Source organism: Luedemannella flava (genome assembly GCF_039528515.1).
Lineage (GTDB): Bacteria > Actinomycetota > Actinomycetes > Mycobacteriales > Micromonosporaceae > Luedemannella > Luedemannella flava.
Window position 1 is genome coordinate 119,690 of record NZ_BAAALT010000003.1, and the last position, 12,995, is coordinate 132,684.

At 71.3% G+C, this 12,995-nt stretch carries 9 protein-coding genes; 6 read left to right on the forward strand and 3 right to left on the reverse strand.

Annotated elements, in window-relative coordinates:
• Window positions 1-826: 826 nt before the first annotated feature.
• The gene (locus ABD211_RS00960) at window positions 827-2,473 is read right to left on the reverse strand and encodes a pectate lyase family protein (protein ID WP_344125147.1); all 1,647 of its coding nucleotides are present in this window, start codon (window positions 2,471-2,473) and stop codon (window positions 827-829) included.
• Between the two features lie 157 nt (window positions 2,474-2,630).
• On the opposite strand from ABD211_RS00960, the gene ABD211_RS00965 reads away from it, so the two are divergent.
• Together ABD211_RS00965 and ABD211_RS00970 are read left to right on the forward strand one after the other, a co-directional pair.
• Window positions 2,631-3,539, forward strand: coding sequence for an SEC-C domain-containing protein (locus ABD211_RS00965; RefSeq protein WP_344125149.1), 909 nt, complete (start codon window positions 2,631-2,633; stop codon window positions 3,537-3,539).
• A gap of 68 nt (window positions 3,540-3,607) precedes the next feature.
• Window positions 3,608-4,378 (forward strand): hypothetical protein, encoded by a 771-nt coding sequence (locus ABD211_RS00970; RefSeq protein ID WP_344125151.1) that lies wholly within the window; start codon window positions 3,608-3,610, stop codon window positions 4,376-4,378.
• Here the strand turns inward: ABD211_RS00970 and ABD211_RS00975 are convergent.
• Complete coding sequence (locus tag ABD211_RS00975; protein ID WP_344125153.1) at window positions 4,354-6,324, reverse strand: GTP-binding protein; 1,971 nt, start codon at window positions 6,322-6,324, stop codon at window positions 4,354-4,356. The genes ABD211_RS00970 and ABD211_RS00975 overlap by 25 nt on opposite strands.
• 174 nt (window positions 6,325-6,498) lie before the next feature.
• Between ABD211_RS00975 and ABD211_RS00980 the strand changes: the two genes are divergently transcribed.
• Window positions 6,499-8,781 (forward strand): MMPL family transporter, encoded by a 2,283-nt coding sequence (locus tag ABD211_RS00980; protein WP_344125155.1) that lies wholly within the window; start codon window positions 6,499-6,501, stop codon window positions 8,779-8,781.
• 2 nt (window positions 8,782-8,783) lie between these two features.
• On the opposite strand, the gene ABD211_RS00985 is transcribed toward ABD211_RS00980, so the two are convergent.
• Window positions 8,784-9,869, reverse strand: a complete 1,086-nt coding sequence (locus tag ABD211_RS00985; RefSeq protein ID WP_344125157.1) for a branched-chain amino acid aminotransferase — start codon at window positions 9,867-9,869, stop codon at window positions 8,784-8,786.
• A 95-nt stretch (window positions 9,870-9,964) separates the two neighbouring features.
• Between ABD211_RS00985 and acpS the strand changes: the two genes are divergently transcribed.
• From acpS to ABD211_RS01000, 3 genes are all read left to right on the forward strand, one after another.
• Window positions 9,965-10,420: a holo-ACP synthase gene (gene acpS, locus ABD211_RS00990; RefSeq protein ID WP_344125159.1), complete on the forward strand. Its 456-nt coding sequence runs from the start codon at window positions 9,965-9,967 to the stop codon at window positions 10,418-10,420.
• A 309-nt stretch (window positions 10,421-10,729) separates the two neighbouring features.
• Window positions 10,730-11,884 (forward strand): DUF6421 family protein, encoded by a 1,155-nt coding sequence (locus tag ABD211_RS00995; RefSeq protein ID WP_344125161.1) that lies wholly within the window; start codon window positions 10,730-10,732, stop codon window positions 11,882-11,884.
• A complete protein-coding gene (locus ABD211_RS01000; protein ID WP_344125164.1) occupies window positions 11,877-12,995 on the forward strand; it encodes a branched-chain amino acid aminotransferase in 1,119 nt (372 codons plus the stop codon). The genes ABD211_RS00995 and ABD211_RS01000 overlap by 8 nt, the downstream gene beginning before the upstream one ends.

The following is a 12,995-nucleotide window of genomic DNA, read 5'->3' on the forward strand; positions in this document are numbered from 1 at the left end:
TCTTGCGGCGCCCGGCGCGACGTTCGAGGACGTTGTCCGGCGTTCGGCGCCGTCCGACGCTGGTTCTTCCCAGGCACACCGCCCACCCGAGCGCGGCGGTTCAGGTAAGCGGCCTGTTCCTGCCCCGGCCTGGTCATCGAGGTGGAGGAGGTCACGGCCAGGGTAACGGCGTGACCGGCGGCGCGGCGCGCTCGATCAGCGTCTCATCATCACGGTGCGCCGAAGCCGACCGATTGCGTGATCCACCGGCGGTACAACGAGTCGGCGCTGGTCAGAGCTGGTCCGGACGGGAATGTCGGTAAGGATCGTGGTCGCTGAGTGGACCATCTAATACCATATTTACCGGATAGGTTCAATCGACTGCTCTTGGACCTTCCCCTTGAGGGCAACCGCCTCGATGAGACATGTCCGCACGCGCAAACTGCCGGCCAGTGGGCTGGCCTTGGCCGTCCTGGCGACCGCTGCCGCCGCCTGCGGCGACAGCATCACCGGGTCGTCGACCGCCGCCGGCGAGCCGGTCTCCGGGGCACGCTGACCTTCGACGACCCCGTGCCGTACGCGACGTGGGTTCCCACCAACTCGATCTGGTCCAACAGCCAGATCCCCGGCAACGTCGGCGAGCGACCCGCTCGACGGCGGAGGATGTCAATACATCCGCCACTACAACGCCGATGTCTGGATCTCCAACAGTGCCGGCGCTGCCGGCACCGCCCAGACCGCGACCGCGTGGGCGCAGGACAGCACCTGGTACATCGCGGCGCCCTGGGTGCCGTAACGACAGCGACGCGGCCGCCCCATCAATCGGGGCGGCCGCGCACCGACCGGATCAGATCTTGCCGACGCCCGCCTGGGCGGTCACCGTCGCCTTGACGGTGCCCGAGTTCTGCGCGGTGTAGCTGTACGGGACCGCGGCCACCGAGCCGTTGGTCTCGCACGGCCCGGAGTTGGTCAGCGCGTTGTCGCGCGCCACCAGCCGGCCCGGGTCGGAGTCCGCGTACCCGCTCGCGGACCAGCACGCCTGCTGCACGTTCTCGAAGACGTTGCCCTCGACGAGCACCCCGGCGTTCATCGTGGACGCGATCGCGTACGACGAGGTGTTGTTGTTGATGTTGGTGTAGTAGTTGTTGAACACGTGGACGGTCTCGCCGAAGCGGACCCGGGGGCTGCGCTCGAAGGTGCGGTCGAACCAGTTGTGGTGGTACGTGATCCGCAGGTGTCCGGTGTCCTCGCCGGAGTTGCCGTCGGAGTGGCCGACGAGCGAGGTCTTCCAGTGGTCGCGGATGATGTTCCACGAGACCGTGATGTAGTCACCCGCGTGGGTGATGTCGATCATGCCGTCGTAGAAGTCGACGTCGCTCTCGATGGTGCTCCACATGGTGTTGTGGTCGATCCAGATGTGGTCAGCGTTCTCGATCTGGATCGCGTCCGTGCCGGGCACGCCGCGGATGTTCAGGTTCTGGATGATCACGTTGGCCGGCGACATGTCCTCGATGTTGAGGGTCGTGCCGGACAGACCCGAGCTCGCGCCGACGCCCCGGATCGTCTTGTTAGCCGTGACCTCCACCGTGCCCGAGCCGGCGAGCATGCCGCTGACCAGGATCGTCCGCGCGCCCGCCGCCTGCGCCTGGGTCCGGAAGTCGGCCCAGGTCGTCACCGTGACCGTGCTGCCGCCGGCGCCGCCGGTGGTGCCGCCGGCCTGCGACGCCCAGCCGACGAGTCCGGTGGGCACCGGCGGCTGTGACGTCGGCGGTGCGGAGGTGGGCGGGGCGCTCGTCGGCGGCCGGCTGGTCGGCGTCGACGAGGTGGGCGCCGCGCTCGTCGGCGCCGCGCTGGTCGGGGTCGGGCCGCCCACGTCGCTGACCACGACGTTGTCGAACGTACCCGCGGCGTAGTTGGACAGCAGGCCCGCGCGCCCCGCGGCGTACGAGCTGTCCGAGGCGGACACGACCGGGGTGCCGTTGACCGAGCCGACCAGCGAGCTGCCGGTCGCGCTCAACGACAGGGTGTAGGTCGTGCCGGTGGTCGCCGCGAAGGCCGCCGAGGCGAGCGTGGTGGTCGCTCCCTTGCGGATCTGCACGGCGGTGGGGGTGAGCACGAGCGCGTAGAAGTTCGACGTGCTCTGGGCGCGTGCGGCGACGCCGATGCCGCGCGAGGTGGAGCTGCCGAAGGTGGTGGGCCGCACGGCTGCCGACACCGTGACCGTGGTCCACGACGTGGACCCGGCCAGCGCCTTGGCGCTGGCGCTGCCGCTGGTCTGGACGTACGCGCCGGAGGAGGCCGACCAGCTGCCGCCGGAGGTCGTCCAGCCGTTGGCGTTGCCGTCGCTGAAGTCGTCCGAGAACAGGGTGGCCGCGCTGGCCGGGGCGGTGATGACGAAGGCCAGCGCCACGGCTGCGGCGCTGACACCGGCCGCGAGCGCGATGCGCGTTCGCCTTCCCGGCCGGCGGAGGGGGACGGGTTGCGCTGTCTGCACGGTAGGACCTCTCTCTACGTCGGAAAGCGCTTTCCAAGACGGTAGGGAGAAATACTGACGAGAGTCAATAAAAAGAACGTGCAGATTTGTTGCAATGACATGGGTGACCTCGTCGCGTCGCGTCGCCCCGGTTCCCGCCAGCGGGTACGTTCTTGACGTGCGGAAGACGGTGCGGGAAGCGGCGGCGCTCGAGGCCGAAGCGCGGGAATACCCCGAGCAGCGCGGCGAGATCCTGCTCGAGGCGGCCGGCGCCTGGCGCGCGGCGGGCCGGCCGGAGCGGGCGCTCGAGGTGTTGGCCGAGGTGCTGGCGGATGGCGGCGACGACGGCTGCTTCGCCCGGATAGACCTCGCCGAGATGGCCCTGGATCGCGGCGCGCGCGACGAGGCGGACGCGCACCTGGCGGCCCTGGCCCGCGACCCCGCCCTGCACGTGGGCCACTGCGAGTTCGCCGCCGAGCTGCTCGCGGAGCACGGCGACCTGGCGGCTGCGCTGCGGTGGTACGACCGGGGCGTCGCCCGGATGGCGCCGGCGGACATGGAGGCGCTGACCGGCCCGGACGGCTGGCGACAGCTCGCGGCCTCGCTGGTGCGGGGGCGCAGTAAGGTGCGCAGCCAGCTCGGACTCCCGGCCGACGCCACCGACGGGATGGTGCCCGATCTGCCGGAGCCCGACGCCCGCCTGTTCGACGTGGACGAGCCGGCCGGCGCGGCGCCGGGGCGGGTCCGCATGCTCGTCTTTCAGCGTTCGGAGCGGGCGCTGGCCGTGAAGACCTGGCCGGAGATCTACGACGCGCCGGACGAGGAGCACTACCCGGCGGCGGAGCGGGGCTGGCGCGAACTCGCCGACAGCGGCGTCCCGTCGATCAGCGCGGTGCCGGCCACCGTGGCGGGCCTGCTCGAGTACGCCGAGGAGACGGGCGAGGACCCGACGGACCCGCAGGTGAAGACCGCCTACCTGGACACCCTTCCCCGCCAGCTGGACATCGCCTGGCCCCCCGGCCGCAACGCCCCCTGCTGGTGCGGGTCCGGCGCCAAGTACAAGAAATGCTGCGGCCGCGCGACCTGATCGAGCGTGGTGGGTGGTTTCCGAATAACGGCGTTCATCAACCGACGCGACCGCGTACCTTGCCGGATGTGATTGCTCGAAAGCTCATGGCGGCCGCGATCGGACTGGCCGCGCTCGCCGGCTGCACGCCAGCGCCCACTCCCACGCCGCCCACCCAGGCCGAACCGACCCTCGGTCGTACCGTCGTGGACACCGTGAAGAGCCACCGGACCGCGACCGTGACCCTTGCCATGGAGAGTCGCAACCGCGAGGGCAACAGGCTGACGGGAACGGTCGAGTTCACCGCCACCGGCGTTAATGCCGACCTGTCCGGCACGATCGACGCGACCTACCAGGGGACCCAGGCGCCGGCGCGCATCCGCCTCGTCGACGGAACCATGTACGTCGCCGACTACTTCACGCTGCCCGCGGGCAGGACCTGGGTGGCCATACCGCTCCACCAGAAACTGCCCGACGCCGGGCAGTGGAGATGGGCGCTGCTGGACCAGATCGCCGGCTTCCTCGGTTACATCGCGGACGAGCGCCTCATGCGCGAGCTGACCTACAACCCCGGGTCGACCACGGCGCCGGACGGGGTGCCGGTCCGTGGCGCCCGGGCCAAGGGGTCCGTCGAGGACCTGCTCGCCACGATGTCCCAGGCACAGCAGGCGCGCCTCCGCGACTCGGTGATGGGCGTGCAGTTCGTGGCCTACCTGGACGAGGGGAGCCTGCCGCACCGACTCGTGGCCAGTTGGATCAACGGTCCCGCCGCCGACATCGCGTTCACCGAATGGTCGCGCCCCCAGCCGGTGCGGGCACCACCGGCGGATGAGGTTCATTCCGGTGGGACGGTCGCCTGACCGAGCCCTCCGGGTGAGGCACCGCGACGGACGTGGAGCAGGTAGTGCCTGCGGTCGAGGGGGTTGGCGTCCGTACGGGGACGGGTCGGCGGGGAGCCCTGGACCGGGCGGTAGTGGTCGAAGGTGGTGTCCAGGGCGGCCTCGCCGCGGGTCAGGGCGGGCAGGCGTCGGCGCAGCTCGTGGACTGAAGCGGCGGGCAGCTCGCCGTCCAGGCGCAGAACGGCGCCGCGCGCCTCGTGCTCGTACGCGACCGCGCCCAGCCGGGCGAGCGCGGGCAGCACGACGCCGATCGTGTCCGCCGGGATCTCGGCCTCGAACCGGTGTACCGGCTCGCACACCCGCGTCCCGGCGGCCCGCAGCGCCGCCATGAGCACCAGCGGGGTCAGCCACCGGAAGTCGCTGGCCGAACTGGAGACCGAACTCCACCCGTACGGCGGAGGTGGGACGTACCCGGAGTGGGTCAGCACCACCGCGCAGTCCGTGACCTGCCAGCCGCGCAGACCCTGGCGCAGGGTGCGGCGCGCGCTCTGCTCCACCGCGCGGATGAACGCCATCGGCAGTGAGCCCAGCTCGATGTCCAGCCCGAACGTGACGCCGGACCCGGCCGGCAGCGGCGAGACGCTCAGCCCCACACCGGCCCGGAACGGGTTGCCGTCGGCACCGATGGGGTCGACCGAGGCACCCGTGCCGACCGGGCGCTCGACGCACACCGTGGTCGTCTCCTGGAACGACACCTCCAGGCCGTACTCCTCGGCGAGGGTGGCCTGGATGACCTCCTTCTGCACCTCGCCGTACAGCGACACGGCTATCTCGTGCCGGGTGTCGTCCTGGCGCAGGTTGATCAGCGGGTCCTGTTCGGCGAGGTCGGTCAGCGCGGCGTGCAGCGCGCCCAGGTCCGTCGCCCGGCGCGGCACGATGACGGTCTCCAGGCTCGGCGGCGCGAACTGCGGTGACAGGTCGCCGGCCGAACCGATGGCGTCGCCGACGCGGATGCCGGCCAGGCCGCGCACCGTGGCGATCTCGCCCGCGGTGACGCTGTCGCGCGGCCCGGCGCCCACCACCGACAGCGCGGTGACCTTCGCCGCGCTGCCGTCGGGCAGCGTGAGCCGGTCGCGTACCCGGACCGTGCCGGCGAACATCCGCACGTAGGCGATCTTCTCGCCGGCCGGGCCGCGCTCCACCTTGAACACGGTGCCGCGCAGCGGCCCGTCGGCCGTCGCGGGCGGGAGCAGTTCCGCGATGCCGGACATGAGGGTCTCGACCCCCGCGCCGGTGACGGCCGAGCCGGCGAACACCGGGTGCACCAGGCCCCGGGCCGTCTGGGCCGCCAGTTCGGCGCGCAGCCGCGCGTACCCGGGAGGGTGGTTCACGCAGTCCGCGAGCAGGGCGTCGTCGTGCTCGGTGAGCAGGTCCACCAGCCGATCGGTGAACGCGCTGTCCGACGGGCCGAACGGGCGGTAGGACGCGTCGCGGACCGCGCCCATCGCCACGATGTCGGGCGTCAGGCGGCGGGCGATGTCGGCCAGCACCCGGTCCGGGTCCGCGCCCCGTCGGTCGATCTTGTTGATGAACAGCAGCGTCGGGATGCGCAGTCGGCGCAGCGCCCGCATGAGGACACGCGTCTGCGCCTGCACGCCCTCCACCGCCGACACGACAAGGACAACCCCGTCGAGTACGCCCAACGAGCGCTCCACCTCGGCGATGAAGTCCGGGTGACCCGGGGTGTCGATGAGGTTGACCGTCACGTCGCCGATGGCGAACGAGACGACGGCGGCCCTGATGGTGATGCCGCGCCGACGCTCCAGCTCGAGCGTGTCGGTCTGGGTGCTGCCCGCATCGACGCTACCGACTTCGTCGATAACGCCGGCGGCGTGCAGCAGCCGCTCGGTCAGGCTCGTCTTACCGGCGTCGACATGCGCCAGGATGCCCAGGTTCACGATGGTCACGACACGTCATGTCCTCTGCGTAGGCCGATACCAGTGGGAAGGACATGACAGCTCGCATCTTCGTGCTCCTCTCTGAGGTTGCGAGTCCATCACCGGCGGTGTCCGGCCGCAACCCGTTTCCGGGTCGGGGCCCTCGGGTACCCGAAGGCACCGATTCGAGGGGGAGGGCAAGCCATGGACGGGGCGGTTCCGCGCAGCAGGTGGCGTCCGAGCTGGGTGTTGGCTGCCTACGCCCGCGTGATCGTCCGGCTGCGGTGGCTCGTCGTGCTCTTCTGGGCCGTCGCGGCGGCCGCGTCGGTCGTTTATCTGCCGGCCGTCGGGGCCGGCGGGCACGATCTCGACGAGCTGGTCTCCACGGACAACCCAGCGATCCAGAGCGAGATCCGCTCCTTCGAGAAATTCGGGTTTCCGCTGCTCAGCCGCGTCGCTGTCGTCCAGCGTAAGGCCGAAGGGCTGCCGCTGTCGACGCAGCGGGCGGCGGTCGAGCGGGCGCGGGCGGTGTCCGAGGGCAGGCTCCCCGACGTCAAGCCGGTCCTCGCCGCGGTGCCGGTCACCAACGTCGGCGGCCTGTTCCCCGGCTCCACCGAGAACGGCACGACGATCATCACGCTGCTGTTCACCGCGCCGGACGTGAGCCTCGCCGACCAGGTCGAGGCGGCGGAGAAGTTCGTCGCCGACCACTACGGCCCCGAGGACGCCGTGGTCGGGGTGACCGGCTCGGTGCCCGCCCGGGTCGGGCAGGGCGACCTGGTGCTGTCGTCGCTGCCCTGGCTGGAGACGGCCACCGTCGTCGCGGTGTTCCTGATCATCGCCGTCGCGTTCCGGTCACTCGTCGCGCCGCTGCTCGCCCTGGCCGTGTCCGGCGTGGCGATCGTGCTGACCCTGCACATCGGCGGGGCGGTCGCGCAGCGCCTGGGCGTGCCGGTGCCCCAGGAGACCCAGCCGCTGCTGGTCGCCCTGCTGCTCGGCGTCGTCACCGACTACGTCGTCTTCTACCTCTCCGGAGTACGCGCTGAGTTCGCCGAGGGGGCCGGGCGGCTCGCGGCGGCGGAGCGCGCCACCGCCCGGTTCACCTCGATCATCGTGACGGCCGGCGCCACGGCGGCGGCCGGTACGGGCGCGCTGATCGTCGCCGACTCGCCGGCGTTCCGGGCGTTCGGGCCCGGCATGGCGCTGGCCGTGTTCACCGGCATGGTGGTCGCGGTGACGCTCGTGCCCGCGCTGCTGGCCATCCTCGGGCCGGCCGCGCTGTGGTCGCGGCGCAAGCGGTCCGCGCCGGACATCGCGGCCGCCGAGGCCGAGCGGGTCGGGAACGGGCGCGGCGCCTGGCTGCTCACCCGGCGGTGGTTCGCGCCCGTGGTCGTGCTCGCCTGCGTCGGCGCGCTGGCCGCGGCCGCGTACCCGCTCAGGGACATCGCGCTCGGGGTGTCGTTCGTCGAGGCGCTGCCCGGCAGCCACGCCACCCGCAAGGCCGCGGACCAGGCCGAGAAGGGCTTCGTCGAGGGCATCCTGTCGCCCACGGAGGTGCTCGTGGAGGGGCCCGGCGTGGCGTCGCGCGCCGAGCAGCTGCGCGCGCTGCAGGCGGCGCTCGGCAAGCAGCCGGGCGTGGCCGCCGTGGTCGGGCCGGGCGACGACGCGATCCCGCAGGAGCTGGCGCTGTTCCAGGCGCCGGACGGCACCGCCGCGCGCTACCTGCTCGTACTCGATGATGAACCGCTCGGCGCGCGGGCCGTGCACACGCTCGCGGGCCTCAACCAGCGACTGCCCGCGTTGCTCAAGGATGCCGGGCTGACCGACGTGCGGGCCAGCCTCGGCGGGGACACCGCCGTCGCCCGGGTGGTCGTCGACCAGACGGTGCACGACCTCGGCCGCATCGCGCTCGCGGCGCTGCTGGCCAACCTGCTGTTCCTCGCGCTCTACCTGCGGGCGCTCGTGGCGCCGGTCGCGCTGGTCGTGTGCAGCGTGCTGGCCATCGGGGCGACGCTGGGCCTGACCACGTGGCTGTTCCAGGACGTGCTCGGCGGGGACGGGCTGACGTTCTACGTGCCGTTCGCGGTGGCGGTGCTGCTGCTCGCGCTGGGGTCCGACTACAACATTTTCGGGGTGGGGCCGGCGTGGAAGGAGGCGCGGGGCCGGCCGTTGGCCGACGCGCTCGCGATCACCCTGCCGCAGTCCGCCCGGGCCATCCGCATCGCGGCGTTCACCCTGGCCATCAGCTTCGGGCTGCTCGTTCTCGTGCCGCTGCGGCCGTTCCAGGAGCTGGCCTTCGCGCTGTCCGTCGGCATCCTCATCGACGCGTTCATCGTCCGCTCCCTGCTGGCGCCCGCGCTGCTCACCGTGCTCGGCACGGGGCGCGGGGAGCCGGCGGCAGCCCCGGAGCCGGACGAGCCGGAGCCGGACGAGACGGAGCCGCCCGCGTCGAAGCCGGCGGCTCCGGAGCCGACCACCACGGCCTGAGATCAGGCCAGGCGGGTCATCCAGCCGTACGGGTCGGCGGCCCGGCCGTACTGGATGTCGACGAGCTGACGGCGGATCCGCATGGTCACCGAGTCCTCCGTGCCGGCCTTCTCGGCGGTCACCTCGCCGCCGTCCCAGACCAGCCGACCGACCGGGGTGACCACGGCGCCCGTGCCGCAGGCGAAGACCTCGGTGATCGTGCCGTCGGCCGCGCCCTGCTGCCACTCGGTGATCTCGACCGGGCGCTCCTCGACCTCGAGCCCCAGCTCCTTGGCGAGGATGAGGATGGAGCCGCGGGTGACGCCCTCGAGGATGGTGCCCAGCTCGGGTGTGATGATCCGGCCGTCGGAGGTGACGAAGTAGAGGTTCATGCCGCCGAGCTCCTCGACGTAGCGGCCGTGCGCGGCGTCGAGGAAGCAGACCTGCTCGCAGCCGTGCGCGGCCGCCTCGATCATGGGGGCCAGGCTGGCCGCGTAGTTGCCGCCGCACTTCGCCTCGCCGGTGCCGCCCCGGGCCGCCCGCGTGTACTGCGTCGACAGCCAGATGGAGACGGGCTTGACCCCGCCCGAGAAGTACGAGCCGACCGGGCAGGCGATCACCATGTAGGTGATCTCCTGGGCCGGGCGGACCCCGAGGAAGGGCTCGGACGCGAACATGAACGGCCGCAGGTAGAGGCTGTGCTCACCCTCGTCCGGCACCCACGCGGCGTCGGCGCTGACGAGCGCCTTCGTCGAGGCCATGAAGTCCGCCACCGGCAGCTCCGGCAGGGCCAGCCGCCGGGCGGAACGGGCGAACCGCTCGCCGTTGGCCTCCGGCCGGAACGACCAGATCGAGCCGTCGGCGTGCCGGTACGCTTTCATGCCCTCGAAGATCTCCTGCGCGTAGTGCAGGACGGCCGCTGCCGGGTGCATCGGGATGGGGCCGAAGGGGACGACCTCCGAGTTGGCCCAGCCTCCGTCGGCCGTCCATACGGCCCGCGCCATGTGGTCGGTGAAGTGCTTGCCGAATCCGGGGTTCGCCAGAATCTCGGCGCGCCGCTGCGGGCTCGCCGGGTTCGGGTTCTGCTGCAACGGAAACGGCAGGCTCATGGCGGTTCCTCTCACTGGCCGCGCACAGCGGGCACACACAGGGGAGAATTACGTCGGATGATACGTGCAGGATAGCGGCAGTACCGTCGCTGTTCGTGGGAACTCTACGACCCCCGGGCGAGGACCCGGTCGCCGCGTCCGCCGCCGGCGCGGCGCGCCGCTTGTTGGGCCGCGCGGTGGTGTGCGTCGGCACGGACCTGGTCGACATCGACGACATCCGGGGGCTCCTGGCGCGGCGACCGGCGTTCGCGGAGCGGCACTTCACCGCCCGCGAACGTGAGTACTGCCTACGCGCGACCGACCCGGCGGAGCGCTTCGCGGTCCGGTTCGCCGCCAAGGAGGCGGTCCTGAAGGCGTTCGGGACGGGTCTGCGTGGTGCCGCCCTGCACGAGATCGAGGTGGTCCGCGCCGACTCCGGCCAGCCGGCGCTGCTGCTGGCCGGGCGGGCGGTCGCGCTCGCCGAGGCGGCCGGGGTGCGGTCGTGGCTGATCACTTTGACGCACAGCCGCCACCTGGCCCACGCCCTCGTCGCAGGGCTTTCGGAAGAATAGACAGATCGGTCTCATGTGGACAGTCACCCATAGTTAGTTGTGACGTCAGCTATGAGGGGATCGCTTCGGTAAGGTTTCGGACTCTTGCTTGACCTGCGCGCGAATGAGGCGGCTCCCGAATGATGAGAGTCAATTGCGCTCCAGGGAATTGCTGCGAACAATTTCGATCTGTGGCTCCTGGGGAGGGTCCGTAACTTCGCGCGCTCCTCCAGGGGCGACGTCATCGGTTCTCGTGTCGGTGTCGAAGCTGCTGGAGGGCAATTGGAGCCACGCGCGCTTTCGCAGATCCTGGAATTCGAGCGTCGTGTCGTGCCGGCCGTCGGGTCGATCCGCGCGGCGCAGGTCCGTGGCGAGGGCGACGCGGCGGAAGGGCTCGACCGGCTCTGCCGCGACATCGAGCGGCTCAGCGCCCTGATGCCGGCCGACCAGATCGAGGCCACCGTGCACGACCTACGTTCCTGGTCAGAGGCGGGTTTTCAGGGGAAGCCGACGTTCGACGCGACGCGGGACACGGTGCCGGCGCCCGAGGACGGACAGGTCGCGGCGTTCGTCGGCCCGGTGACGCTGCCGAACGGCGACGGCTCCTTCGGCGCCTTCCTCGAGGCGTTCACGGTCGTCCGTCAGGACCCGGACTGCACCGCGCGGCTGCAGGCCGACTATCCGCATCCCAAGGCGGTTTTCCAGTCGACCCGGCTGCTGTCGGCCTCGTCGGGATTGCGCGACGGAAATTGCGTCGTCTTCTTTCCCGAAAACATTCCCACCGCCACGCCGACAGTCGATCAGAGTTTTGCCTGGTTCTTCTTCAACCGGCACGTGAGCATCTATGCCGGCACGCTGGAAATCGCATCCCGGCTCTGCGGACCCGGATCACCGTTCGCCGGAGAAACGGAACTCCGCTCCGCCGACGTGGATGAAGAGGATACCTACCAGGCGCGCTGCGTGTGGGGCTACATGCACGACTACTTCCACCACACCGGCCCGCGGCCGCTCGACCTGAACCTGTCGCTGAAGACCAAGTGGCGCCCGGGCCTGGTCGAGGAGCTGAAGGTCGACCTGAAGTCCGCGATCGCCTGCTACGAGGAGTCCGTCCCGTACGGCGACATCATCTTCGAGTACATCATCCTGGAGCGGCTGTTCCGGTATCCCGCGGAGCCGCGACCGTTTCGCAACTTCGACGCCGGCACCGGCTTCGCCCTCGGCACCTGGCTCGCCGAGCACAAGCTGTTCACCGTGGCCGACGACGGGCGCCGCCGGCTCGCCAGCAAGGCGGACATCGTGGCCTCCGCGAAGGACCTCGTGGGCCTGATCGAGGAGATCGAGTCGATCGCCGAGGACGAGGTCTACCGCGAGACGGTGACCGACTTCCTGTACGACCGGCTGCTCCGCCGGCCCGAGAACGCGACCGACCGGTGCGGCGGCCCACGGGCATCGCTGGAGCTGTGGGGCACTGAGGTCCATGTCTGACGCGGCCGCGGCCCGTCGCGACCCGGGGTTCTGCCGGTTCCACACGGAGCACACGATCGTCGTCGACTGGTCGGCGGAGGCGGGCTGGTCCGACTGGTCCGTCGAGCCGTACGGGTCGATCGTGCTCGACCCGGCCGCCATGGTGCTGCACTATGGGCAGAGCGTCTTCGAGGGCCTCAAGGCGTTCCGGCAGCCGGACGGTTCCGCGGCCCTGTTCCGGCCCGCCGACCACGCCCGCCGCCTGGGGCGGTCGGCGAGCCGGCTGGCGATGCCCGAGATGCCGGTCGACCTGTTCCTGGAGGCCTGCGCCGAGCTCGTCGCCCTCGACGACGACTGGATCCCCGACGAGCCGGGCCAGGCGCTGTACCTGCGCCCATTGATGATCGCGACGGAGGCCCAGGTCGGGCTGCGCGACTCGCGGCGTTACCGCTGCGTCTTTCTGGCGTACCCGGTCGATCCGTGCTTCGGGCGCGACTTCGCGCCGATCTCGGTGGAGACCTCCGGGGAGTCGGTGCGCGCGGTGCGCGGCGGCATGGGCGAGGCCAAGTGCTCCGGCAACTACGCCGCCAGCCTCATGGTCCGCAGGGAGGCGCTCGCGCGCGGCTTCAACGAGGTCCTCTGGCTCGACGGCCTGGAGCGCCGCTGGGTCGAGGAACTCAGCGGCATGAACGTCTTCTTCGTCTGGCGCGACGGCGACGGACCCGACGGCGTCCGGCTGACCACGCCGCCGTGCCAGGGCACCATCGTGCGCGGGATAACCCGCGACTGCGTCCTCACCCTCGCCCGTGACCTGGGCATCCGGGTCGCCGAGGAGCCGACCACGATCGACGGCGTCATGGCCGGCGCCCGGTCCGGTCGGCTCGTCGAGATGTTCGCCTGCGGCACCGCCGCCGTGGTCGTGCCCGTGGGCCGGGTCGCCGACGCCGGCGCCTCCGCGGTCTTCGGCGACGGGCGGGAGGGCCCCGTGACGGCCCGGCTGCGCAACGCGTTCATCGAGATCCAGCACGGGATCCGGCCGGACACCCACGGCTGGCTCCGCACAGTCCGCAACGACCTTGCGTCCGTTCACGGCTCGACCGACCGACAGCTAAGGAGCTGGGCTGATGCCTGA

Excerpts from the sequence above, each read along its gene's own strand:
- ABD211_RS00985 (WP_344125157.1), bottom strand. The coding sequence starts at position 9,869 with ATGAGCCTGCCGTTTCCGTTGCAGCAGAACCCGAACCCGGCGAGCCCG.
- ABD211_RS01000 (WP_344125164.1), top strand. The coding sequence starts at position 11,877 with ATGTCTGACGCGGCCGCGGCCCGTCGCGACCCGGGGTTCTGCCGGTTC.
- ABD211_RS00980 (WP_344125155.1), top strand. The coding sequence starts at position 6,499 with ATGGACGGGGCGGTTCCGCGCAGCAGGTGGCGTCCGAGCTGGGTGTTG.